Annotated in this window: 20 protein-coding genes; 4 read left to right on the forward strand and 16 right to left on the reverse strand. The window is 69.0% G+C overall.

Annotated elements, in window-relative coordinates:
* Positions 1 to 4 precede the first annotated feature (4 nt).
* The 5 genes from ACFWIW_RS17545 to ACFWIW_RS17565 all read right to left on the reverse strand — a co-directional run bounded on the left by ACFWIW_RS17545 (position 5) and on the right by ACFWIW_RS17565 (position 5,442).
* Positions 5 to 541, reverse strand: coding sequence for a hypothetical protein (locus ACFWIW_RS17545; RefSeq protein ID WP_378369405.1), 537 nt, complete (start codon positions 539 to 541; stop codon positions 5 to 7).
* Between the two features lie 29 nt (positions 542 to 570).
* Positions 571 to 2,967, reverse strand: a complete 2,397-nt coding sequence (locus ACFWIW_RS17550; RefSeq protein ID WP_378369406.1) for a hypothetical protein — start codon at positions 2,965 to 2,967, stop codon at positions 571 to 573.
* Positions 2,967 to 3,281, reverse strand: coding sequence for a hypothetical protein (locus ACFWIW_RS17555; protein ID WP_016331125.1), 315 nt, complete (start codon positions 3,279 to 3,281; stop codon positions 2,967 to 2,969). The genes ACFWIW_RS17550 and ACFWIW_RS17555 overlap by 1 nt, the downstream gene beginning before the upstream one ends.
* Positions 3,282 to 3,419: 138 nt before the next feature.
* Positions 3,420 to 3,725, reverse strand: coding sequence for an acyl carrier protein (locus tag ACFWIW_RS17560; RefSeq protein ID WP_378369407.1), 306 nt, complete (start codon positions 3,723 to 3,725; stop codon positions 3,420 to 3,422).
* A complete protein-coding gene (locus ACFWIW_RS17565; protein WP_378369487.1) occupies positions 3,715 to 5,442 on the reverse strand; it encodes a fatty acyl-AMP ligase in 1,728 nt (575 codons plus the stop codon). The genes ACFWIW_RS17560 and ACFWIW_RS17565 overlap by 11 nt, the downstream gene beginning before the upstream one ends.
* A 15-nt stretch (positions 5,443 to 5,457) precedes the next feature.
* Between ACFWIW_RS17565 and ACFWIW_RS17570 the strand changes: the two genes are divergently transcribed.
* Positions 5,458 to 6,390, forward strand: a complete 933-nt coding sequence (locus tag ACFWIW_RS17570; RefSeq protein WP_378369408.1) for a cytochrome P450 — start codon at positions 5,458 to 5,460, stop codon at positions 6,388 to 6,390.
* 4 nt (positions 6,391 to 6,394) lie between these two features.
* Here the strand turns inward: ACFWIW_RS17570 and ACFWIW_RS17575 are convergent, their stop codons facing one another.
* The 6 genes from ACFWIW_RS17575 to rplM form a co-directional block, all read right to left on the reverse strand.
* Positions 6,395 to 6,877, reverse strand: a complete 483-nt coding sequence (locus ACFWIW_RS17575) for a hypothetical protein (protein WP_378369409.1) — start codon at positions 6,875 to 6,877, stop codon at positions 6,395 to 6,397.
* A gap of 11 nt (positions 6,878 to 6,888) precedes the next feature.
* Positions 6,889 to 9,267: a hypothetical protein gene (locus ACFWIW_RS17580; protein ID WP_378369410.1), complete on the reverse strand. Its 2,379-nt coding sequence runs from the start codon at positions 9,265 to 9,267 to the stop codon at positions 6,889 to 6,891.
* Entirely contained in the window at positions 9,267 to 9,575 is a 309-nt protein-coding gene (locus ACFWIW_RS17585; RefSeq protein WP_240595800.1) for a type VII secretion target, read from the reverse strand. Before ACFWIW_RS17585 ends, ACFWIW_RS17580 begins: the two co-directional genes overlap by 1 nt.
* An 84-nt stretch (positions 9,576 to 9,659) precedes the next feature.
* Entirely contained in the window at positions 9,660 to 10,994 is a 1,335-nt protein-coding gene (gene glmM / locus ACFWIW_RS17590) for a phosphoglucosamine mutase (RefSeq protein ID WP_378369411.1), read from the reverse strand.
* Positions 10,995 to 11,250: 256 nt separating this feature from the next.
* The gene (gene rpsI, locus ACFWIW_RS17595; protein ID WP_240595802.1) at positions 11,251 to 11,745 is read right to left on the reverse strand and encodes a 30S ribosomal protein S9; all 495 of its coding nucleotides are present in this window, start codon (positions 11,743 to 11,745) and stop codon (positions 11,251 to 11,253) included.
* Positions 11,746 to 11,759: 14 nt separating this feature from the next.
* Positions 11,760 to 12,212 carry a 50S ribosomal protein L13 gene (rplM, locus tag ACFWIW_RS17600; RefSeq protein ID WP_378369412.1) on the reverse strand — a complete coding sequence of 151 codons (453 nt, stop codon included), beginning with the start codon at positions 12,210 to 12,212 and terminating at the stop codon, positions 11,760 to 11,762.
* A gap of 276 nt (positions 12,213 to 12,488) precedes the next feature.
* Here rplM and ACFWIW_RS17605 point away from each other — a divergent pair, with 276 nt between their 5' ends.
* Together ACFWIW_RS17605 and ACFWIW_RS17610 are read left to right on the forward strand one after the other, a co-directional pair.
* Positions 12,489 to 13,379 (forward strand): hypothetical protein, encoded by an 891-nt coding sequence (locus tag ACFWIW_RS17605; protein ID WP_378369413.1) that lies wholly within the window; start codon positions 12,489 to 12,491, stop codon positions 13,377 to 13,379.
* Positions 13,380 to 13,382: 3 nt separating this feature from the next.
* Positions 13,383 to 14,126 carry a DUF4333 domain-containing protein gene (locus ACFWIW_RS17610; protein ID WP_378369414.1) on the forward strand — a complete coding sequence of 248 codons (744 nt, stop codon included), beginning with the start codon at positions 13,383 to 13,385 and terminating at the stop codon, positions 14,124 to 14,126.
* A gap of 123 nt (positions 14,127 to 14,249) precedes the next feature.
* Here the strand turns inward: ACFWIW_RS17610 and ACFWIW_RS17615 are convergent, their stop codons facing one another.
* From ACFWIW_RS17615 to eccCa, 5 genes are all read right to left on the reverse strand, one after another.
* The gene (locus tag ACFWIW_RS17615) at positions 14,250 to 14,534 is read right to left on the reverse strand and encodes a WXG100 family type VII secretion target (RefSeq protein ID WP_016331114.1); all 285 of its coding nucleotides are present in this window, start codon (positions 14,532 to 14,534) and stop codon (positions 14,250 to 14,252) included.
* 53 nt (positions 14,535 to 14,587) lie between these two features.
* On the reverse strand, positions 14,588 to 14,908 hold the full coding sequence (locus ACFWIW_RS17620) for a WXG100 family type VII secretion target (protein WP_076153463.1): 321 nt from the start codon (positions 14,906 to 14,908) through the stop codon (positions 14,588 to 14,590).
* 233 nt (positions 14,909 to 15,141) lie between these two features.
* Positions 15,142 to 15,504: a hypothetical protein gene (locus ACFWIW_RS17625; RefSeq protein ID WP_378369415.1), complete on the reverse strand. Its 363-nt coding sequence runs from the start codon at positions 15,502 to 15,504 to the stop codon at positions 15,142 to 15,144.
* Positions 15,505 to 15,516: 12 nt separating this feature from the next.
* Positions 15,517 to 17,454, reverse strand: coding sequence for a type VII secretion-associated protein (locus ACFWIW_RS17630; RefSeq protein ID WP_378369416.1), 1,938 nt, complete (start codon positions 17,452 to 17,454; stop codon positions 15,517 to 15,519).
* A gap of 68 nt (positions 17,455 to 17,522) precedes the next feature.
* Positions 17,523 to 21,530: a type VII secretion protein EccCa gene (gene eccCa / locus ACFWIW_RS17635; RefSeq protein ID WP_378369417.1), complete on the reverse strand. Its 4,008-nt coding sequence runs from the start codon at positions 21,528 to 21,530 to the stop codon at positions 17,523 to 17,525.
* A gap of 469 nt (positions 21,531 to 21,999) precedes the next feature.
* Here eccCa and eccD point away from each other — a divergent pair, with 469 nt between their 5' ends.
* Positions 22,000 to 23,364 carry a type VII secretion integral membrane protein EccD gene (gene eccD, locus ACFWIW_RS17640; RefSeq protein ID WP_378369488.1) on the forward strand — a complete coding sequence of 455 codons (1,365 nt, stop codon included), beginning with the start codon at positions 22,000 to 22,002 and terminating at the stop codon, positions 23,362 to 23,364.
* Positions 23,365 to 23,373: the final 9 nt, after the last annotated feature.

Consider the following 23,373-nt stretch of genomic DNA (forward strand, 5'->3'; position numbering starts at 1 on the left):
CAGGTCAGTCGACCATCCACGAGTTGTTCGAGAAGTCGTCGTCGTCGAAGCCCTTGTCGTCACGGGCGTGACGGCCACGACGACGCGCGGGCGTACTAGGAGCCTCAGGCTCCGCGGCACTCGGAGCGGGCGTCGGCGCCGCGGGTGGGACGTCGACCGTCGCCGGTATCCCGGGCACACCAGGGGCGATCGGAGGCGGCGGCGGAGGGGCCACCGGCCGCGGCGCGTCGGGACGCGCCCCGAACTCGGCGAACCTGGCGTCCGGCTTGTCGTCGTCCTCGATGTCGAAGCCGATCGTGTGGCTGCGGTCGGCGGTCGTCTTGCCGGTCAGCCAGCCGCCCGCCTCCTTGCTCCGCTTCCCCAGCTCCTGCATGTGAGCGGCGTACTTGTCGTGGATGGCGGCGTCCTTCTGCATGGTCTCCACCGCCTGGGCCTTGGCGTCGGCGAGATGCCGCTCCCGCAGCCCGCGCTGCTCCAACTGCTCCGTGATGGCGGCGTCCTGCCTGGACATGGCGGCCGCCAGCCGGTCAACAGCGCTCATCGGTCCTCCCTCGTTCCCCGGTCAGGCGATCATCGCTCGTAACTGATCGAACGGTCGCCACCCTCGTCGTCGAGCGATCCGCTGATCCGGCCGCCCGCGCCACTGGTCTCGAAAATGCCACCCTCGACGCGGTACTGGCTCGACCCGCGCTGCGTGTCACCCCCGCCACCGCCGGCCGCGCCGCCCATGGCGCCCATGCCACCCATCATGCCGCCCATTCCGGCGGGCGAGCTTCCGGCACCGCCGGCACCCGAGGGCGCCGGGTCCATCCCGCCGGGGGCCATCCCGAGACCGCCCTCGGCCCCGGCCGGCTGCGCGCCGCCTCCGGACTGCATACCCGCTTCCAGCGAGCCGGCTTCGTTCAGCGAACCGGCCGAAGCACCCTCGAGAGGGTTCCCGAGCGCGCCTTCGAAGCTGCCTCCGCCGCCACCACTGGCGGCCGGCGCGGTGCCATCGGCACCGACACCGGAAGCACCACCGCCACCGGCGGCTTCGGCGCCCGCGGACACCCCAGCGGTCCCTTCGGCGCCGACACCGACACCGACCTCGACGCCGCCAGGAGCGCTGAAGCCACCGCCGCCGCCTCCACCGGGCGCCATCCCGCCCTCGGCCGGGGCGGGCATCGTGCGAATGTCGTCGGTCTTGCCGGGCTGCGGGTTGCCGGGATTCCGGTCGTCGAGACCGTTCTTGAGGTCTTCGCCGGGCTTGAGTTCTTTCTTCTCACCCTTTTCGTCGAGGGTGTAGGTGGTCGGCTCGCCCTTGCCGTCGTCGACGGTCACCACGGTCGGGCCGTTCGGACCGTCCGGCTGCTCGGCGGTGATCTTGAGGTTGCCGTCCTGGATGTGGATCTTGCCGTCCGGGCCGGGCCGGTAGACGCCGTCGGGGCCGGGCTCGCCTTCCTTGACCGTGCCCTTCGGCCCGAACTCGCCTTCCTTGCCCTCTTCGCCGGGCTTGCCCTCTTCGCCCTTCGGGTCGTCGAAGTCGAGCTTGTAGTCCTTCTCGTTGCCCTTGCCGTCGTCGACCTTGATGTCCATTTTGCCGTCTTTATCCGGCTCGGTCATCTCGATCTTGTTGTCGCCCTTTTGGACGGTCATGGTGTCCTGACCGTCGATGCCGTCCTTGATCGCCTCACCCGTCGCGGGGTCGATCGGGTACGGCTTGCCGGTCTCGGGGTCGATTTCCAGCGGCTTGCCGGTGACCGGGTTCGTGCCCTCGGCGGGCTTGTCCTCGGGCTTCGGCGTCTCGGGGACCTCCGCGGCAGGCGGCGTTCCGGCACCGCCACCACTTCCGCTGCCACCGCCACTGCCACTGCCGCTTCCACCACCGCTGCCGCCGCCGGTGTTCCCACCGCCGCCGGTGTCGTTGCCCTTGCCCTTGCCGTCGTCGGCGGGCGGCTTCTCGGACCCGGGCGCGGGGAAGGGGTTCGTGTAGTCCTCCATGAACCGCGAAAGCTCGTGGTACTGCGTGTTGATCGTCTCGGTCGCGTTCTTGCAGAGCTTCTTGAAGTTCTCGTACCGCTCACCGAACTCGGTGGCGAACGAACCCTTCAGCCACTGCTTCGCGGCCCCGATGGCGTAGTCCTTGTTCTCGTCGTTCAGCTTGCAGTCGTCGTGACGCAGCCGTTCGGCGAGGTTGTTGCCCGGACACGCGGAGTCGAGCCAGTACGCGACGTCCATGAGCTTTTCTTTGGAGTCGACCTTGCCGTTCGCGATGTCGACGACCTGCTTCGCGATGTACAGCGGTGCCGTGGCGACCTTGTCGACCCGGAGCTTCAGCGTCTCGTCGACCTTCAGCTTGAGCGCGCTGTAGATCTTGTCGATGGTCGAAGGCACCAGCTTGATGGCGCCTTCCATCTGCGCGATGAGTTCTTTCGCGTCGGGCTGGATCCGCTGCTCGTACTTGACCTTCGCGGCCGTCGCGCCCTCGCCCTTCCAGTCGTGGAAGAGCGTGGTCAGCGCCGAAGTCGCGTCCCTCTGGGTCTGCTCGACGATCTTCTTGGCGTCGGCGAGATCCTCGACCTCGTCGAACATCTTCTGGAAATTGATCTCGCGGTTCTCGTGGAACCGGTCCCAGATGTCGGTCTTGTAGCTGATTTCGCCTGACTTCTCCGGCATCTTGTTCCAGACCTGCTCGGCCCAGTCGGAGAAGAAGTCCAGTGCCGGCTTTCCGAGGTCGAGCACCTGGTCGGATTTGGTGGTGGCACCCCCGGCGGCAGGCCGGGACATGGCGTCGAGGTCCTTGTCGGCCTGCTTCGTTTCGGCCGCCTGCTTCTTGTCCCCGGCCGCGTTCGAGTCGCGTTCGGCGACGGCCTTCTTGTAAGCCGCTTCCCGGTCGCCCCACGGCAGCATCAAGGCGTCTTTCGTGCCCTGAGTGACGTAGGGGTCCTTCAGCATTTCGTCGATCTGTGCTTGCGTCGGTTGACTCATTACTGGGCTCCCGCCTTGTTGGCAGCCGCGGCGTTCGCCTGGTCGGACGACGTGTAGCGGGTCGACGCGGTGCTGACCCCGCCGGCGAGCTGGGTGAGCTGGCCCGCGTAGCCCTTCATCGCGTCGGAAATGGCGAGAATCCCGGTGGCGTAACCCTTTTGGTAGTCCTTGTGGACCCGGCCGAAGTTCTCGGGTCCGACCTGGGTCGGCCCCACCTTCCCCGCCTCGGACGTCGTTTTCTCAGCCGCGCGCTCCAACGACGTCGACGCCGTGAGCATCGCCTCTGAATCGGCTTTGTAGCCCCCGTCCGGCATGACCGGTGCCCCCTTCGTCCCGCTGTATCCGCCTCGTTGTCCTACCTACGACGCACGCCGACGGCATCAGGTGCCGTCGCATATGCACACAGAATGTACCCACCGGTCATCGAGACCGCAGGAACATTCACACCTTTGCTAACTCAAACGATTTCGGCGCAAGAAGCCTGGTAGACCGCGTTTTCGCGGTTTCGCGCCCGCCTCGACGGCCTCGGCGAGCACGGACGCCGCGCCCCGGATGTCGACCAGGCGGTCCAGCTCGTCGAGGTCGAGGTCGACCCCGAACTCCACCTCGACCGTCGCCAGGAGCCGGACACGGCGCCGGGAGTCGACACCCATCTCGGCGAAGGGCGTGTTCTCGTCGATGGTTTCCGGATCGACGTCGAAGGTCTCGCAGACGAGGGCCTTGATCTCGTCGACGTACTCGCTCCCGTCAGCTGCCATGGGTGGATTCTGTCCCATCCGCCGTCCAGTACCGCGTTCTGGCCGCGGAACGCGCGACCTTGCCGCTGGAGGTCCGCGGCAGGCCGCCCGGTTTCACCAGGAAGAAGGCGCGGAGGCGCACGTCGTGCCGCTCGGCGACGGCTCGGGTGGCGGCCCGCGCGATCTCGGATTCGTCGAAGTCGGGGGCCTTCCGGGCGCGCTCGGCGACCACGACGACACCCTCGCCTTCGCCGCCGTCGACCGAGAACGCGGCGACCCGATCGGGCCCGAGAAGGGGATGCGCGGCGGCGACCGTCTCCTCGATGTCGTGGGGGCTGTGGTTACGGCCGTCGATGATGATCAGGTCCTTGATACGACCGGTCACCGACAGCCTGCCGTCACGGATCGTGCCCAGGTCGCCGGTGCGGAGCCAGCCGCCCTCGCCGTCGAGTTCGGCGTCGAACACCTCGGCGGTCAAGTCCGGACGCCGCCAGTACCCGGCCGCCACGTTGGGCCCCTTGACCCAGATCTCGCCCACTTCGCCTTTAGCGGGCAAAACGCGATCCGGGTCGCCTTTAGCGGGCAAAACGCGATCCGGCGTGGGGACGACGCGGACCCGCTGCCCCCTCGGCCGGCCGATCTCGACGACTTCCCGGCCGTCCACTTCGGTCACCACCGGGCCGTCGGAGTCGCCGCTGGCGACGTAGACCGTGGCCTCGGCCAGACCGTAGGACGGCCGGAACGCGCCGCGCGGGAAACCGTGGGGTTCGTAAGCGGCGAGGAACTCCCGGACGGTCGCCGCCCGGACCGGTTCACTGCCGCTGAGCGCGATCGACACCGTCGAGAGGTCGTACTCGGCGCGCTTCGCCTCGGGAACGGCCTCGGTCACCAGGTCGTACGCGAAGTTCGGGGCCGCCGTGAGCGTGTTCGGATAGGACGACATCAGCAGCAGCCAGCGCTCCGGCCGCCGGATGAACTCCAGCGGCGCGATGAACACCGTCCGGCCGCCGGAGTGCATCGTCCCCGCGAGCAGTTGCGCCAGCCCCATGTCGTGGAAGAACGGGATCCAGCCGACGCAGGTGGTGCGCTCGTCGACGTCGTAGGCCTCGCAGATCTGCCAGCAGGCGGCCGACAGCGCCCGATGCGTGATGATGACGCCCGCGGGCGATCGTGTCGTGCCCGAGGTGTACTGCAGGTAGGCGGGGTCTTCCGGGGAAACCGGCGACGGCGGCGACTGGTCCGCCGGATCGCCCCGCAGCGTGTCGACGGCGATGATCTCGCGAGGCGCCGGAACCGGCTCGGTCTCGGCGAACTCCGTCAGCCGTCCGACCAGGGCTTCCGATGTGAGCCAGATGTCGGCGTCGCAGTCGTTGAGGACCCCGACCAGCCGCTCGCGGTGAGCGCGGACGTCCGGCGCGGACAGCGGCACCGCGACGGCCCCGGCGTACAACGCGCCGAAGAACGCGACGACGTAAGACAGGTCCTGCCGCGCCGTGATCGCGACGCGGTCTCCCGGCTGGATCACCTCACGCAGCTTCGCCGCGACCGCGCGGACGTGGACGAGCAGCTCCGCCCAGTTCAGCGTGTCCTCGACGGGTTCGTGCCGGTTCGAGCAGTCGAGGTGCGTGTACGCCGGGCGCTCGACCTCGGCGCGTTCCAGCAGCCGCCGCACGAGCGGGGTCCGCAGGACTTCTTCGGGCACTTCTGAGCGCACTGGCACATCCTCCGGCCGGGGCATGGGCATCATACGAATGTGGACGACTTCTTCGTGCTGGACGATCCGGCGGATCGCGTCAAGGCCCTGCGCGACCGCGAACTCAGCTCGAACCCGGGCGGCGCCGCGGCCGAGACCCCGAACCTCCTGCTGATGGACGGCGCGGACCACCGGCGGCTGCGCGCGGTCGTCAAGGAGGTCATCGCCCTGGTGGAGCCGCTTCCGGACGCCGTGCTCGCCGACCTCCGGATCGCGTTTAGCCCGCTAAAGTCGCTCCGGCGGTTCGATCTGGTGGCCGACTTCGCCAGGCCCGCGGCGGCCAGGGTGACGGAGGCGGTACTCGGCACGGTCGAGCCGCTCGGAGAGAAGCTGCTGACGAACCTTTCGGAGACAGCCGCGAACCTCGACGTCTGGTCGGGCGGGCCCGCCGGAGCCGACACCGCCGCGCTCAGGGTCGCGATGTTCTTCCTCAAGGCGACGGCTGTCGAAGGCGGCGGGCTGGCATTGCTCCGCGAAGCGCACGAAGCGGGCCGGATCACCGAGGACGAGCTGATGATCACGCCGGTGATGCTCGCCCACGCGGCGTACGAGAACTCCATGAACTTCCTCGCCCTCGCCGGCCTCGAACTCCTACGCCGCCCCGACGTTCTCGACGACGTACGCGGCCTGATCCACGAAATCGCCCCGACCCGCTTCGCCGCCCGCCGCGTGATCGCGCCGTTCTCCTTGGCGGGCAAGGACTTCACGACCGGGGACAAACTGGCCATCCCGCTCGGCCCCGGCGCCGAACTCGCCTTCGGCCTCGGCCGGCACACCTGCCCCGGCTCACGGGTCGCGGTCGCCGAGGGCGAAGTCGCGCTTCGCGCCCTCGCCGAGATCCTGACTCCCGACCACGTCGCCGAAGACGTGCGGTACAAGACGCACGCCGTCTTCCACGGCGTCGAGCGGGCCATCGTCGCGCTGCGAACCTGACCGCTCAGGTCGCCAGCCAGTCGGTGTTGGCGAAATCGTCGTCGTCACCCCGCGCGGCCGCCGCCCGCCGGTGCCGCCCGGCCGGACGCTCTTCCGGAGCGGGAGCCGGAGGCGGCGGGGGTGCCGGCGCAGGAACAGACGGAGCGGGCGGCCGGTACGCGATCGGCGGCTCCTCCGCCGTCCGATACCCGGCCCGGCGCTCGTTCTCGGCCTCGTCCTCTTCGAACCCGAAGTCGCCGTCGTCCTCGACCTTCTCACTCAGCGTCGACTCGGTCTCCCAGCCGCCGGCGGCCTCCGCGCGCCGCTTCTGCTCGCTTCGCGCCGTCAAGGCCGCGGCCGTCTCCTGCTTGAGCTGGTCGCCCGCGGTCCGGGTCTCCTCGATCACCTTGGCCGCGCGGTTGTCGACCAGGTACATCCGGTCGCCGTTCTCGCGCTCCAGCCCGGCCAGCTTGTGCCGGAGTGTGGCGAGACCCTCCTCAGGATTCACTGACCCCTCCCCTAGCGGAAGCCGATGACGCCGTCGTCGTCGAGCGAGCCGCTGATCCGGCTGCCCGTCGTCGTCGCGGTGTCGAACAGGCCGCCGTCGACCCGGTATCCGCTGGACGTGCGCTGCTGGTCTTCACCGGACCCTTGCCCGCCTCCGGCCGCACCGCCGCCCATCATGCCCATGCCACCCATCATTCCCGCACTGGCCGCGGCCGGATCCTGGGCGCCCCCTCCCGGAGCGGAGCCGAGCCCGGACGACGTCGTGGTCGAGGCTCCGCCGCCGCCGGACCCGGCCGGATCCGACGCCTCGCCGAGACCGTTGTCCCCACCGTCGAACGGATCGCTCAGCGACTGTGCCGTCGTCGCTTCCGGATCACTTTCGGCCACCACCGGTTCGGCCTGGACGGGCGCTCCGCCGCCGGACCCGCCGGTGGTGTCACGCGGAGGAGCCCCCTGCTCGGCCTGCTGACGCGCTGCCTCTTCGACAGGCTGCGCCGCGGCGTGCCGTCCGGCCGCCTGCGGCGTGGCGTCCGGGCTCGCGTGACGGCCGCCTGCGGATTCGTCCTCACCCAAGGTGTACTTCGACGGCTGTCCCGAACCGTCGTCGACGGTCACCAGCGTCGGCCCGTCGGGACCGTTCGGCCGTTCCGCGGTGATCTTGAGGCCACCGTCCTCGATGTGGATCTTGCCGTCGGGGCCCGGAGTCGCCGGTGGACGCGAGGCCGGCTGCTGCTCCGGTCGCTCGCCGCCCGCCTGCTCCGGCGTGGCCTTGCCGTCACCGAAGTCGAGGTCGTAGTCCTTGGCCTGCCCCGTGCCGTCCTGGACGGAGATGCCCATCTTGCCGTCGGCATCGGGTTCGGCCATGGAGATCTTGCGATCGCCCTGCTCGACCGTCACCGGCTCCGGGCGCACGGTGTCCTTGATCGCCTCACCAGTGCGGGGGTCGATCGGATACGGCTCGCCGGTGGCCGGGTCGACGTCGAGCGGCTTGTCCGTGACCGGGTTCTTCTCCTGGCCCGGGACTTCGGGCTTTTCCGGCTCCGGGAGCACGGTGTTGCTCGGCGTCATGCGCCCAGCGCCGCCAGCACCGGCCGACGGTCCGGCACCGCCACTGCCACCGCTGGCGGGCGGGCCGCCACCGCCCTTCTCGACGGGCGGCTTTTCGACAGGCTTCTCGCCGCCCGTTTCCGGGGTCTTGCCCAGATCCGCGAACGGATTCTCGACCACCTGGCCGAGCGAGTCGAAGTACGCCTTCCACGCGCCGTTGATCGCGTCGCGAGTGTTCTTGCACACCAGCTGGAAGTTCTCGATGTGCTGGCCGAACCAGCCGAGGAAGACGTTCTTCAGCCAGGCCACCGCCTGAGGTTTGAGGACCTCGTCGATGGTGCTCTGGTCGATGTCGCCCCAGTCCTTGTTGTAGGCGTTCTTGGCGTCGATACTCAGGAACTTGATGCAGTGGACGATGTCGTTGTGGCTGCACGAGCCGTCGGCGATGCGGATGATCCGCTCGATGTCCTGCGCCGTGGCACCGTCGATGTTGTCGGTGAACCACTTCTGCAGCCACTCGACCTTTTCGCGGCAGAACTTGCCCACCGAGGCGGTGGTGCGCAGTAGCCCGTCACCCGCGGCCTTGAACGCTTCGGCGACCAGGCCGGTCTTGTCCGAATAGGCCTTCTGGTAGGCGCGCGCCTGTTCAGCCGCGGCGCCTTCCCAGGTGCCGAGCGAATTCCCCAGCTTTCCGGAGACGTCCTGCGCGGACCCGGTGACGGCCGTGCCGACCGCGGTCAGCTCCTCCGCGCTCGTCTTGAAGAGGTTGAACGGGATGTTGTCCTGCTCGTGGTACAGCCGCTGAAGCTCGGCGAGGGAGACCGCCGCTCCGCCACCCGCCAGGCCCAGCGCGCGGACGTAGAGCGGGTGGAAGATCTCGTAGACCTTGAACCCCGACAGGCCGGGGACCATGATGTCGTTCGAATTCGCGCAGCCCGGATCGGTCTCGGTGGCGCGCCCGGCGATCTCCTGGGTCTTCGCCGCGTCCTTGTTGAGCGCGTCACGATCACCCTGCCGCCCAGCGGCCTGGTTCGCGTCGTACTTCTCGTGCGCGGTCTTGTAAGCCTTCTGGACGTCTTCGAGGTAGGCGTCGTTGGAGCCGATGTCGCTTTCGGTGATCCAGTCACCGTTCATCGACTTGATGTAGTCCCGGAAGCCGTTCCGTTCGGCTTCGCTGGCGAACCCGCAGCTTTCCGGCGTCTCGTCCTCGATGTAGTCGATGTAGTTGAGGGCGAGCTCGCGTTTGGTGTCGCGGTCGATGTTCGGGTCGTTGAGGATCTTCTCGACTTCGGCCCGGCTGGGAATGTCGTGACCGGTGTCCCCGCCGACATCTGCGAGAGGCATCAGTGCTTCCTCATCTCGGCGGCGTTGGAGTCCTCATTGGACTGGTAAAGGTCCTTGGACGCCGCGAGCTTGCGGCCGAACTCGTCCGAAGCCGCGAGATAGCTGCGCGCGCATTTCGCCAGGCGCTGGATGCTCGCGGAGTACCCGCTGAAGTTGTCCCCGTGCGCCGGGCCGAAACTCCCGGCGTTCAGGTTGATCTGCTCGACCGCCCCGATCGGCCCTTCGCAAGCCTGCTTGGGCACGTCCTGCAGGACCTTTGCCGCCTCGTTCAGCTGCGCTGGATCGACCTTGTGCCCTTTACCGGCCACCGTCACCCTCCCCTAGGTATCCGCATACGGAATGTACCGGGCCGGTAACCGCAGCGCAGCGACTTGGGGAGATCGTGAGAGGGGTTACGAGGCGGAGGAGACGACTCCCGCGAGCCTGTCCGCGGCCGCTTGTGCGGTGTCGTGCGCGGGGGCCTCGACCATGACGCGGACCAGCTGCTCGGTGCCCGAGGGGCGCAGCAGGACACGGCCTTCTTCGCCGAGCTCGGCCTCGACGGCGCCGACGGCGTCACGGACCGCGGCCGAGACGGCGACCGCCGCCTTGTCCGCCACCGGGACGTTCACCAGCACCTGCGGCAGGCGGTTCATGACGGCGGCGAGGTCGGCGAGCGACTTGCCGGTGGACGCCATCCGGCTCATCACGCGCAGCGCGGTGAGGAGGCCGTCGCCGGTGGTCGCGTAGGCGGGAAGGACGACGTGACCCGACTGCTCGCCGCCGAGTGCGAACCCGCTCGCGCGGAGCTCTTCGAGGACGTAGCGGTCGCCGACGGCGGTGGTGACGAGGTCGATGCCGTGCGCGCGCATCGCCAGGTGCAGGCCGAGGTTGCTCATCACGGTCGCGACCAGGGTGTTCTTGGTCAGCTCGCCGGTCTCGGCGAGAGCGAGCGCGAGGACGGCCATGATCTGGTCGCCGTCGACGAGCTCACCCGCGGCGTCGACCGCGACACAGCGGTCGGCGTCACCGTCGTGCGCGATACCGAGGTCGGCGCCGTGCTCGACGACGGCTGCGCGCAACGCGTCCGGGTGATTCGACCCACAGTGTTCGTTGATGTTCACGCCGTCCGGGTCGGCGTGGATCGCGATGACCTCGGCGCCGGCCTTGCGGTAGACCTCGGGGGCGGCGAAGGAGGACGCGCCGTTGGCGCAGTCGACGACGACACGCAGGCCTTCGAGCGGGTGCGGGGTGGCCGACAGCAGGTGCTGGACGTAGCGGTCACCCGCGTCGGGGACGTCCTTCACCCGGCCGACGCCGATCCCGGTCGGACGGGTGACGGGGGTGGCGAGACCGGCTTCGATCTCGTCTTCGATCCCGTCGGGGAGTTTGTGGCCGCCCGCCGCGAAGAGCTTGATGCCGTTGTCGGGCATGGGGTTGTGGGAGGCGGAGATCATCACGCCGAGATCCGCTTCGAGCGCGCCGACCAGGTACGCGACGGCGGGCGTCGGGAGGACGCCGAGGCGGAGCACGTCGGCACCCGCGGAGGTGAGGCCCGCCACGACGGCGGCCTCGAGCATCTCGCCGCTGGCGCGCGGGTCACGGCCGACGACCGCGACCGGGCGGTGCGAGCGGTCGTGGGCGGCGAGGACACGGGCGGCGCTGGCGGCGAGCGAGAGCGCCAGCTCCGGGGTCAGCTCCTCGTTGGCGAGGCCACGTACGCCGTCGGTACCGAATAGACGAGCCATCTGTCGACCTCCTTGAAAAACCACCACGACAACCTAGCCAGTGCCCCTCCCCACCCTCCCGCACCCCCGTTCGCCTTTAGCGGGCTAAACGCGACGCGCGCGACTTTAGCGGGCTAAACGCGACACGGGTGGGGCACGTGTGGCGGGTGTGACAAGTGGGACTGGGGGCGAGCGGGGGCCCGAGGGACCCCGGAAACACGGAAGCGCCCATCCGAGAGACGGATGGGCGCTTCCGCGGGTTGCGCCAGAGGCGCGATCAGCGCTTGCTGTACTGCGGAGCCTTACGGGCCTTCTTGAGGCCGTACTTCTTCCGCTCCGTGGCGCGGGCGTCACGGGTCAGGAAGCCGGCCTTCTTCAGGGCCGGACGGTCGTCGGCGTCGACCTCGACGAGCGCACGGGCGATCGCGAGACGGAGCGCGCCGGCCTGGCCCGAGATCCCGCCACCGTGCAGGTTGGCGAAGATGTCGAACGAGTCGGGCTTGTCGACCGTCACCAGCGGCTCACGGATGAGCTGCTGGTGCACCTTGTTCGGGAAGTACTCTTCGAGCGTGCGGCCGTTGAGCTTGAACTCACCGGTACCGGGAACGACGCGCACCCGGACGACGGCTTCCTTGCGGCGGCCGACGGTCTGGGCGTTGCCACCGGCGGCACGCGAGGGGCGCGGGGTGGCGGGGGTTTCACTGGTCGCGACGGCGTCACCGACCGCGGGGGTCTCGACAGCCTCGACGGCCTCGGTCTCGGTGCTGGTCACAGACTGTTCCTCACTCACTTCGCGACCTGCGCGATCTTGGCGATCTCGCGCGCCTGCGGCTGCTGCGCGGCGTGCGGGTGCTCGGCGCCGGCGTAGACCTTGAGCTTCTTCGCCTGGGCGCGGCCGAGCTTGTTCTTCGGGAGCATGCCCTTGACGACCTTCTCGAGCAGGTGCTCGGGCTTGGTGTCGAGCAGCTCGCCGAAGGAGCGCTTACGCAGACCACCGGGGTAACCGCTGTGCCGGTACGCGAACTTCTGCTCGCGCTTGTTACCGGTGAGCGCGACCTTCTCGGCGTTGACGATGATGACGAAGTCACCGGTGTCCACGTGCGGGGCGTAGGTCGGCTTGTGCTTGCCGCGCAGCAGCGTGGCGACCTCGGTCGCGAGCCGGCCGAGCACGACATCCTCGGCGTCGATCACGTGCCAGGCACGAGTGACGTCGCCGGGCTTGGGGCTGTACGTGGGCAAGGGTCTACCTCGTCGTCAACATTGCGTGTGGGTTCTGTGCGGGCCTAGCGCTTACGCGCCGCAGCGCACAACGACATATGAAGATACCCCCACGCCCGACCCTACTGCGAAGCGGGGGTCGGTCCGGGGTCCCATACTAGGACCGGCGCCCGGCGGGCGCCCCGCAACTGTACCTCGCCGGTGTGGCGGAACCGCCCACGGCATCATCCTTCGCGGGAGAGGATGAGACGATCCGGACGCGCACCGCGCGCGGGGGACTCGATCAGGGGAACGGCGATGAACAAACGTCCAACGACCATCTTGTGCGTGCTGGGCGCCGTGCTGGCGCTGACCACCGCCTGCGGCCAGGGGCGCGCGGGCACGGCCGTGCCGAAGGGCGACGACGCGGCGACCTACGTCGGCACGAAGTTCGAAACGGCGATGAACAAGCTGCAGGACACCATCGGCGACCAGCGCGACGTCACCAGCGAGTCGGGCGCCTACTTCCGCTTCGACGAGAAGTACATCCGCAGCACGATCTCCTCGGCCCGCACCGGTTCGCCGGAAGGCCGGGTCAGCCGTCAGCGCTCGCAGAAGAACCCGGACGACAGCATCGACTGGTACACCCCGGGCGACGGGACCGTCGAGTACGTGTACCTCGGCCCCGTCTACAAGAGCCTCGCCCCGACCCCGTGGGTTTCGATGCCGAAGTCCGAAGCCGGGCTGACCATCCCCTGCGCGTGGGTCGGCATCATCACCGCCTGCAAGATGGCGGACGCGATCGCCGTGTCCTACAACGCGGACAAGAAGATCGTGAAGAGCGCCAAAAGTCTTCCGGAGAACCGGATCGAGCTGACCGCCGACATCCCGTTCGGGAAGTTCATGGAGCGGCGGGTGGAGATCCTGCCGACGTCGATCAGCAGCGCGGTCACGGCCGAGATGAAGAAGGCCCCGGTGCGGACCACCGTCTCCCTCAACCCGGACGGGACGCTGAGCCAGATCGTGATGGAGGCCAAGATCGAGGGCGGCGGGCACAAGATCGAGCTGCGCTACGACTTCCGCTTCACCGGCAAGGCGAGCGCGCAGGACCTGCCGAAGCTGCCGGACGCCTCGCAGATCACCGTGCTGCCGGACAAGGCGGCCAAGGACGACTTCAACCGCCGGTTCAACGAGCTGAAGGGTGTCTGAGGCATGACCGAACAGCAGCCACAGCAACCACAACAGCCGCAGCAGTGGTGGCAGCCACCGGCGAATCCCGGGAACCAGCAGCAAGGCTGGCAGCAGGAAGGCCAAGCCACCGGACCGCATTCCGGGCAGTGGCAGCAGAACGACGCGGGCGCGAACACCGGCTCCTACACCGGGCAATGGCAGCAGCAGCCCGGCGTCACCGGCTCTTTTTCCGGGCCCTGGCAGCAAAGCGGCCCTCCGGCACCGGGCACGGCGTGGCAGCAACCGCAGCAGCAGCCCACGCCACAGCAGCAGGATTGGCAGGCCCAGCAACAAGGTCCGGCCACTCCCCCGCCGATGCAGTACGGCGGTGGATTCCAGACCGCACAGCAGGCGCCGTCGTCGCAGTACGGCGGGCTCGGTGCGTTCGGGGCGGAGCCCGCGAAGAAGCCCAAGGTCTCCAAGAAGACCTTGCTGATCGGCGGGATCGCGGCGGCCGTCGTGATCGCGGGCGGAGTCGGGGCCTGGCTGCTCGGCGCGTTCGCCGGTGACACCCTCGATCAGAAGTCGGTCCAGGACGGTGTCGTCCGTGTGCTCAACGAGCACTACGGGGAGCCGGACGTGAAGAACGTGAGCTGTCCTTCCGGCCAGCCGGTGGAGAACGGCACCACGTTCGACTGCTCGATCGACCTTTCGGGACAGCAGAAGAAAGTCACCGTCCGGGTGCTGAACACCACCCCGGAATTCGAGGTCGGCGCGCCGCACTGACCAGGTACGGACACGGAGAAGCCGCGACGGTGACCGTCGCGGCTTTTCCTTTGACACAAACGAAACGGCGGGCTCGGCATCCGAAGATGCCTGCCCGCCGTTGCTCGTTCGGAGCCGGAAGACTCAGAACAGGCCGGTGACACCCTGTTCCGTGGCCTGGTAGCCGTCGGCCAGCTGCGGCAGCACGCCGGCGACCTGCGCGAGCAGCTGCTTGAGCTCCTCGAACTTGTTGTCCCACTCCTGCTGAGCGGCCATGTACGCGACCTTCGCGTCACCGTCCCAGGTGTTGACCAGCGGGGACAGGTCGCTCTTCAGCTGCCCGAAGAGGGACTCCAGCTCGCCACCGGTGCTCTTGCAGTCGTCGGCCGCCGCGTGGATCGTGGCGTAATCGACCTTCATCTCGCCCATAAGTTCCTCCAGTATTCAGAAAAAAGTCTTGGTTTTGGTGCGGTGTAGCCGAATCAGCCGAGGACGCCGAAGCCCTGGTTGACCGACTTGATGAGCTCCTGCTGCTGCTGCTCGGTCGCGTTGTACTTCGAACCGGCCTGCTCGAGCAGGTCACCGATGTTCTGGAGGGCCTGGTTGAGCCCACGGCCCGCCGAGTCGAAGCGCGTCATCACGTTGTTGAACGCGAGCGCCGCGTCGCCGGTCCAGCCCGCGCGGGTGGCCTCGATGTTGTCGCGAAGCTTGCTCAGGTTCTGGTCCATCGAAACGCGGACCTCGGTCACGCGCTTCTCGGCCTCGGTGAACTGCTCAACTGTCCCGGTAAATCCGCCAGCCATGGGAGCTACCCCCTTCGTTCGTGGTTTATCCGTACTTGGTGAAGTTCGTTTGGTACGGACCTACGACGGAGACACTGCCACGTCTGGTTCCCTCTTGTCGCTCGTTGGTTTCAAGTAGTTGCTTGCGTTAACGCTCCCGGCGGGAACCGAACGCGGGAACCCGGGCGGCACGCTGCGATTCCCGCGAGAAAAAGGGCTTCCACCACGCGATTTAGCGAATGCACAGCGAACGGTCAATCGCCCCGGCTCATGATTCGCGACTGCGAAAAGTCCTCGTCGTCGTCACCCACACGTGGCCGTCTGGACACGGGTTCCGGCCGAAGGGGAACCAAATCCGCCGCCAGGGGCAACGCGGGAACCGGAAGACCGGCGCTCGCGCGGAACCGTTTCGCGGCGTTCCGGACGACGGCGGGGGTCGGCGCGGTCTCACCGCCCGCGAGCCGCCCCTTGCCGAATTGCTTCGCCAGTTCGGCGTTCTCGCCGCGGCGGCGTTCGTAGCGCGCCTTGGCCGTACGGGCGACCTGCCGGGCATAGGTGACCGCGTCGCGTCCTGTGCGCGCGAAGTGCTCAGCGGCGGTCTCGGGTTCGGGTGGCATGAGCCTCCCCCTTCAGTTGACGACCACCATCGTTTTGACGACCTGCTCGCAGGCCGCGCGCACCCGCTGTTCGTGCGGTGAGCCGGTGCCGTACTGGCAACCGATGTGGACGCGGATCTTTCCCTGAGCGACGACGTACCAGTCGACGCGGGCACTCGGTTTGGTCTCGCGGTAGTAGATGACGGATTTGCCGGCGTACTCCGCGGCGCCGTTGAAGCCGCTGTACTTGTCCGGCTCCAGCCGGGCCAGGCCGCCGAGTTCGTCGACGAGCTTCTGTCTGTCGGCCGTCGCGTCGTAGTCCATCACGTTCTCCTGGGCGACCACGAGGTCGTCGCCGGTGAGGGAGTCGCTCGGATGGATCACCACCTGACGCTTGGCGACGCGGTCGTCGGTCTGCGTCCAGTCCAGTGGCGCGATGAAGCGGTAGTCGTACTGGGCGAGCGTCCGGCCTTCCGGCTCGGCCTCCCCGCTGTTGACCGCGAAGAGAATGCCGCCGACGATCGCCGCCACGGCCACCACGGCCCCGGCGATGATCCAGGGCGTCTTCTTGCCCTTCCCGCCACGCTCGGCGGGTTTGGCCTCACGGGCGGGCTCACCCGGCCGCCACGGCGGCGGGGGCGCGACCCCCTGCTGGCCCATCGGCGGCGACGGCGGCCCCTGCGGCCGCGTCGCGTTTAGCGGGCTAAACGCGCTCTGCGGGGGCGGGCCGGGAGGGAACGGGGGGCGCGGGGCATCGGGGCGCCGGTCGGCGGGCGCGGGAGCGCCGCCGACCCGGGAGACGGCGGAGCCCGCCAGGGATCCCGTCCGGTCCGGGTCGATCAGCACGGCACGCAGGGCACCCCTGGCGACCACGGTCTCCGGCTGATCCAGCGTGGTGGGGACGACCCCGGTCCGCTCGTGCACCAGCCTGGACACCATCGGGATCCGGCTCGACCCGCCCACGAGGAAGATCGCCGTCAGCTGCTTCGGCCGCAGCCCGGAATCGCCGATCGCGGCCACGGTCAGCTCGACCGCGCGTCCGAGCGGACCCGCGATGAGCCGCTCGAGGTCTTCCCGGGTCACATGCGCGTCGGCGAACGGCGGCGGCATGGGGACGTCGGTGTACGCGTGCCGTGACAGCGTCTCCTTCGCGCCGCGCACGTCCTGCCGCAGCACGCGGCGCCGCCGCCTGTCCGTGAGCTCGCGGCCTTCGACGAGTTTCCGCCATTCCGGCGGATCGACGGCCGACACCAGCGAACCCACGTGCTCCAGGAGCGCCTGATCGACGTCCGCTCCCCCGAAGCTCGGATCCCCCCGGGTGGCCAGCACCTGGAACCCGGCGCGTTTAGCGGGCGAACTGCGATCCGCCGGGCTGCCCGGCATGCGCTGCACCACGGAGACGTCGACGGTGCCCCCGCCGAGGTCGAGGACCGCCAGCGTGTCGCCGGGGCGGCCGCTGAACTCGACGGTGCGTTCGGAGTTGAGATCCGCCGGGGCGAACGTCGCCGCGTGGTACACCGCCGCGGCGACCGGCTCCGGCACGAGCGCGACCTGACGCGCGAGCCCGCTCGCCGCCTGGCGGAGCAGCCGGGTGCGGGTCGCGCCCCAATCCGCGGGATGGGTCAGGACGAGCAGCTCGACCTCGGCGTCACCGGCGAGCCGTCGCGCCTCGGTCACCGCGCGTTTCAGCACGGCGTGGACGACGTCGGTCACGCGCAGGACGTTGTCGCCCAGCAGCAGATCGCCCTCGTCGATCCGGCGCTTCGGGTTCGGCTCGTAGCGCGACGGGTCGACCGCCGCCTGCCGTTCCGCCTCCTGGCCGACGAACAGCGTCCCGTCCGGCGCGGCGTAGACCGCCGACGACATCAAGGGCTGCCCGTCCACCACGACGACCTGCGGCTCGCGGCCGTTGATCGAAGCGACTACGCAGGTGCTCGATGTCCCGAAGTCCACCGCAACCCGCACTGTCACAAGCCACTCCCGCAGATCGTCGTCGTCACCCCGAGCCCGGCCGGTACCTCACCTGGTTCCGCGGGAGGTCAGTCCGGCTGGATCCACGAGACCTGCATGAGCTGCTTGCCGTGCTTCCGGGTCACGAGGTTTCCTCGACCCGGCGGCATCTGGCTCGGCTTCACGTTGGCGACGAGGTTGCCCTCGTCGCGCGAGCCGTTCATGACCATACCGGGCGCCGCGATCTCCCTGAGCTTGCCGAGGATCGGGTCGAACATCGCCCGGCTCGCGCCACCACTGCGGCGGACGACGACGATGTGCAGACCGACGTCCTTCGCCTGCGCGAGGAACTCGGCGAGCGGCTTCAGCGGGTTGCTCGTCTGCGTGGCGACCAGGTCGTAGTCGTCGACGATGATGAACAGCTCCGGACCGGTCCACCAGGACCGGGTCTTCAGCTGCTCCTGCGTCACGTCCGGACCGGGGAGCCGCCGGGTCATCGACCCGTGGACGTCCTTGACCATGCTGTCGAGCTGCGCGGCGGACACCGCGTAGCCGAGCAGCTGGTCTCCGCCGACGAAGCCGAGCATCGTGCGGCGGTAGTCGACGAGGATGATGACCGCTTCCTGCGTCGTGTACCGCTCGGTGATACCCCGGGTGATCTGGCGCAGCAGGTTCGTCTTGCCCGACTCGCCGTCCGCGAACGCGTAGAAGTGCGAATCGGCCGCGAAGTCGAGGTAGATCGGCTGGAGGTCTTCCTCGTTGACACCGATCGGCACCAGCTTCGTGTTGCGCTTGGAGTCGATGGCCAGGACCTCGTCGTAGGTGACCATCTCCGGCAGCAGGCGGACCTGCGGCGCCGGGCGGCCCTTCCACGCGGCCTTGATCTTCGCCACCGCGTCGGCGACACCGGCGGCGACGTCGTCCGGGTTGCTCGATCCGTCGATGCGCGGCAGACCGGTCAGCAGGTGCAGCTTGTCCCTGGTGAGGCCGCGGCCGGGGCGGCCGGCCGGGACGTTCACCGCGACGCGGCGGTCGATGTCCGACTCGCTCGGGTCACCGAGGCGGAGCTCGAACCGGGTACCGATCATGTCCTTGATCGCCGGGCGGATGTCCGCCCACCGATTCGCCGCGATGATGACGTGCACGCCGTAGGAAAGACCCTGGGTGGCGAGCTTGGTGATCGAGGTCTCCAGCTCGTCGAAGTCGTCCCGCAGGGCCTTCCAGTTGTCGACGATCAGGAAGGCGTCACCGAAGGCGTCTTCCTCGTGCTTGATCTCGCCCCGCCGCTTGCGGTTGCGGAACTCGTTCATCGAGTCGATGCCCATGGCACCGAACCGGCCTTCCCGCTCGGTGAGCAGGGTGGTCAGTTCGGCGACGATCCGGCGGGCCTTGTCCGGCTCGCGCCGGGCGACGGCGACCCCACCGACGTGCGGCAGGCCCTGGAGACCGGCCAACGTACCGCCACCGAGGTCGAGCGCGTAGAACTGCGCTTCTTCGGGGGTGTGGGTCAGCGCCATCGACATGATCAGCGTGCGGAGCATGGTCGACTTGCCCGACTGCGGGCCGCCGACGATCACACCGTGCCCGGCGCCACCGGAGAAGTCGGCCCACAACAGGTCACGACGCTGCTCGTACGGGCGGTCGACGATGCCCATCGGCACCTGCAGCCGTCCGTTGCCGAAGAACCCGACCGGGGAAAGCCCGCGGTCGTCGGTGGGGTTCAGGTTCGGCAGCAGAGTGTCGAGCGAGTTCGGCTCCTTGAGCGGCGGCAGCCACACCTCGTGCGCGGGCGGGCCCTGGCCGATCAGCCGGGACACGATCACGTCGAGCTCACTGGGCTCGACGGCCTCCTCCGACTTGGCCTCCTCGACGGGCGCGGCCTCGATCTGCTGCGGCTCCGGTTCCTTCGGCAGTTCGACGAAGTCCGGGACGAACAGCTGCGGGCGCTTGTCGGCGCGGACCACGGTCGCGACCGGACCGGCCGCCTTGATGCCCGCGGGCCGGTACGGGCCCGAGACGTAGGAGGCCTTGAAGCGGACCAGCGTCGAGGTGTCGTACTTGAGGTAACCGCCACCCGGCACGGACGGCAGCTCGAACGCGTCGGGCACGCCGATCGCGGCACGGGATTCCGCGGCGGAGAACGTCTTCAGACCGATGCGGTAGGAAAGGTGCGAGTCGAGACCGCGCAGCTTTCCCTCTTCCAGGCGCTGCGACGCGAGGAGCATGTGCATCTGCAGCGACCGGCCCAGACGGCCGATGGCGACGAACAGGTCGATGAAGTCCGGCTTCGCGGCCAGCAGCTCGGAGAACTCGTCACAGACGATGAAGAGCGCGGGCAGCGGGTCGAGGTCGGCGCCGTTCTCGCGGGCCTTCTCGTATTCCCAGACGTTCTTGAAGTTACCGCCGTTCTTCAGCGCCTCCTGGCGCCTGTTCATCTCGCCGGCGAGCGCGTCCTTCATGCGGTCGACCAGCGTGACCTCGTCCGCGAGGTTCGTGATGACCGCGGAGACGTGCGGCGCGGAGTCCAGACCGAGGAACGTCGCACCACCCTTGAAGTCGACGAGGACGAAGTTCAGCGTGCTCGACGAATGCGTGGCGAGCATGCCCAGCACCAGCGTGCGGAGGAACTCCGACTTACCGGAACCGGTCGCCCCGATGCACAGGCCGTGCGGGCCCATGCCCTCCATCGCGGCTTCCTTGATGTCCAGCTCGACCGGCTGGCCGTACTCACCGACGCCGAACGGGACGCGGTAGCGGTCTCGCACCGGGCGCGGCCGCCAGGCCTGCTGGACGTCGAAGGTCATCGGGTCGCCGGGGATGCCCAGCAGTTCGAGCAGACCGGGGTTGGACAGCAGCGGCTCTTCCTCGGCGGCGTCCTGCGCGGCGGTGCCGACGCGGTACGGGGCGAGGAGCCGGGCCAGCGCTTCGGCCTCGACCACGCTGAGCGTGTCCGGACGGCCGAACCATTCGACGCCGCCGGCGCTGCGCGCGCCGAGCCGGTCCTCCTCGACGACCAGCCGCAGACCACGACGGGCCGCGAGGTTGCCGATGGAGTCGGAAAGGTCGATCAGGGTGACGCCGACCAGACCCTCTTCGAGGATGATCTGCTCTTCGCGGGTGACCTCGGCGTCGTCGATGATGATGACGACGTGCGGCTGGTCCGGCGCCGGTGTCGCGTTGCGGGAGAACCGCTGGCGGTCACGGAGTTCCTCGTCGAGCCACTGCTCGATCTGCGCGAGCGAGCCCGCCATCATCCGCAGCTGGCCGATACCGTCGGCGAGCGCCGGGTGCTGGGCGTGCGGCAGCCACTTCGCCCACTCCCATTCCTCCTTGGCACGGCCCGCCGTCGCGACCGCGATGAGGACGTCGTCGGGGCTGTGGAAGGTGACCAGCTGGGCCAGCATCGCCCGGGTGAGGCCGCGGGTGAGGCCGCGGTCGCCCTGCATGCTGACCGCGGCGAACCCGCGGAGGGTGATCTGGGTCGGGAGGTCCGGGACGATCGAGTGCGCGCGGACGAACCGGCGCAGCGCGAGCGTGGCGATCGGCTCCAGTTCGTCGACAGGGCCGGTCTGCGGCGGTACGAGCCGCGTCGCGAGACGGTGCGAGCTGCGGCCGACACGGAGGTGGAGGAAGTCCTGGTCGTTCTGGCGGCGTTCCCACATGCGGCGGCTCGCGGCCAGCGACCACAGGGTCTGCGGGTCGGGGTGGACCCATTCGAGAGCTGCGCGCTGGTCGACCATGGCCTCGCGGGCCCTGTCGCGCATCTGGCCGAGGTAGCGCAGGTAGTCCTTGCGGTCCTCGTCCATCTCGGCCTTTTTGGCGCCGCCGCCCTTGCCCGCGCCGCCGGCCATCATGCCGACGGTGCTGAGCACCATCATGCCGCCCATCATCATCATCATGGGATTGCGTCCACCCGTGGTGAACATGAAGATCATCATCCCGATGGAGGCGACGATCATCACCGCGGGAAGCAGCTTCATGACGATGTTGCCCGGGATGGTGCGGGGCACCTCAGGCGGCGGTTCGAGATGCACCTCGCCGCCCGGCGGCCGCGGCGCCGCCAGGCGCGGTGACTTCTTGAACTGCAGCGTGCTCATCGAAGGACCCCTCTTCAAACTCGACGATGGCGGCCACCGTTGGTGCGCGTACGGGTGCGCGAGACAACCTATCGAACGTGGCCGGTGAAATCCGGACAACGCCGAGAACGGCCCCGACCGGGACCATACGCACGCCAGGAGTGTAGGGCTCCGGCCGCGCCGACGTGCGTTTAGCGGGCTAACTGCGATCCGGCGCCCCAGACGTCCGACGTGCGTTTAGCCCCCTAATCGCGATCCGGCGGTCTGGGGGCACCCAGGTGCCCGGGGCTCGGGCGCATCGCGTTTAGCCCGCTAAAGTCGACGCGCCGGCAGCCGGTGAGCGGGGCTCGGAGGTCGCCTCTCTTACTTTTGCCGGTCTTTTTCCGACAGTCGATGATGTGGGCACCCGGGTTCGGTATAGGTTCCCCCGGGAGCAGACTCTCAGGGCAGGGGGAAGGCAGTGGCAACGGGCACGACGGTATTCAGCAGGGTGACGGTGGTCGCGCCACGCACCCGGATCGACGTGGCTTTGCCGGCTGACGTCGCGGTGGCGGACCTGCTGCCCATGCTGTTGGAGATGGCGAAGGAGGCGACGCCGGACGGCGGCGCCCGCCACGGCGGCTGGGCACTGGCGAAGCTGGGCGACGCGCCACTCGACCCGAGCCGGACCCTCGCGTCCCTCGGTGTCGTCGACGGCGAGCTGCTTCAGCTGCGCAAGCGCAACGAGAACCCGCCGCCCCCGCTGTACGACGACGTCGTCGACGCGATCGCCGAGTCGTCTCCGGACAGCTTCCGTCCGTGGACCAAGGAGACGGCGCGCCGCTTCGGGCACATCGCGGGCGGCCTGGCGCTGTTCTTCGCGGCCCTCGCGCTCTTCACCAGTGGCTCCTTCTACGGCGGCAACGCACTCGCCGCCGCGATCGCCGGCGGTGTCGGCGCCATCGCGTGCGTCGCGATCGGCGCGACGCTCGCCAAGGCCTACCAGGCCGAGGCGACCGGTGTGCTGATCGCCGCGGCGGGCGGTCTGCCGCTGGCGTTCGTCAGCGGGTTCTACATCGTGCCGGGGCTGTCCCTGTGGGCGAACCTGCTGCTCGCGAGCACCCTCGTGATCATCGTGGCGGCGGTCTGCATCCTCGTCATCGGGCACGGGATCACCACCTTCATCGCGGCCGCCACGACGGCCACGATCTCGGCGCTGACCTTCCTGGCCGCGACGCTCATCGACACCCCGATCGCCGGGATCGCCGCCGGCGCCACCGCGTTCTCGCTGGCCTGCATCTCGATCCTGCCCCGCGCGACGATCAAGCTCGCGGCCCTGCCGACGCCGCACGTTCCCGGCAGCGCCGAAGAGCTCAAGGAAGACTCGGGCTTCCCGGACTACCGCGCCATCGAACGCCGCACCGCGGTCGCCCACGAGTACATGACCGGTCTGCTGACCGGTTGCGGCGCGGCCACGGCGCTGTTCGCGATCATCGCCTCGACGTCGCCGACGATCTTCGGCCCGATCCTCGGCGTGATCGCCACGCTGGTCCTGCTCCTCAGGGCGCGGGCGTACGCGAACGGCGCGCAGGCCATCGCCCTGCTGACCACCGGCATGGTGTCCGGCGCGGGCATCCTGCTCGGCTGGATGTGGTCGGCGAGCCCGCTGAACCGCGTTCTGTTCGTGTTCGGCGCGCTGCTGCTGATCGGCGCCGGCGCGCTCGTGGTCGGCGTGATCTTCCCGAACCAGCGCTTCTCGCCGCCGCTTCGGCGGACCGTGGAGATCTTCGAGGCCGTCTTCATCGCGACGGTGCTGCCGCTGGCCCTCGGCGTCATGGATCTCTACACGACGCTGCGCCACCTCAACTTCAAGTGACGACCCGAT

The sequence above is a fragment of the Amycolatopsis sp. NPDC058340 genome (assembly GCF_042723975.1).
In the GTDB taxonomy this organism is placed as follows: Bacteria; Actinomycetota; Actinomycetes; order Mycobacteriales; family Pseudonocardiaceae; genus Amycolatopsis.

Bases quoted from the DNA above. Each gene is read 5' to 3' on its own strand.
- ACFWIW_RS17580 (WP_378369410.1), bottom strand. From the start codon at position 9,267: ATGCCTCTCGCAGATGTCGGCGGGGACACCGGTCACGACATTCCCAGC.
- ACFWIW_RS17625 (WP_378369415.1), bottom strand. From the start codon at position 15,504: ATGCCACCCGAACCCGAGACCGCCGCTGAGCACTTCGCGCGCACAGGA.
- ACFWIW_RS17610 (WP_378369414.1), top strand. From the start codon at position 13,383: ATGACCGAACAGCAGCCACAGCAACCACAACAGCCGCAGCAGTGGTGG.
- ACFWIW_RS17620 (WP_076153463.1), bottom strand. From the start codon at position 14,908: ATGGCTGGCGGATTTACCGGGACAGTTGAGCAGTTCACCGAGGCCGAG.
- ACFWIW_RS17560 (WP_378369407.1), bottom strand. From the start codon at position 3,725: ATGGCAGCTGACGGGAGCGAGTACGTCGACGAGATCAAGGCCCTCGTC.
- ACFWIW_RS17550 (WP_378369406.1), bottom strand. From the start codon at position 2,967: ATGAGTCAACCGACGCAAGCACAGATCGACGAAATGCTGAAGGACCCC.
- ACFWIW_RS17545 (WP_378369405.1), bottom strand. From the start codon at position 541: ATGAGCGCTGTTGACCGGCTGGCGGCCGCCATGTCCAGGCAGGACGCC.
- ACFWIW_RS17555 (WP_016331125.1), bottom strand. From the start codon at position 3,281: ATGCCGGACGGGGGCTACAAAGCCGATTCAGAGGCGATGCTCACGGCG.
- ACFWIW_RS17605 (WP_378369413.1), top strand. From the start codon at position 12,489: ATGAACAAACGTCCAACGACCATCTTGTGCGTGCTGGGCGCCGTGCTG.
- glmM (WP_378369411.1), bottom strand. From the start codon at position 10,994: ATGGCTCGTCTATTCGGTACCGACGGCGTACGTGGCCTCGCCAACGAG.
- ACFWIW_RS17565 (WP_378369487.1), bottom strand. From the start codon at position 5,442: ATGCCCCGGCCGGAGGATGTGCCAGTGCGCTCAGAAGTGCCCGAAGAA.
- ACFWIW_RS17615 (WP_016331114.1), bottom strand. From the start codon at position 14,534: ATGGGCGAGATGAAGGTCGATTACGCCACGATCCACGCGGCGGCCGAC.
- eccCa (WP_378369417.1), bottom strand. From the start codon at position 21,530: ATGAGCACGCTGCAGTTCAAGAAGTCACCGCGCCTGGCGGCGCCGCGG.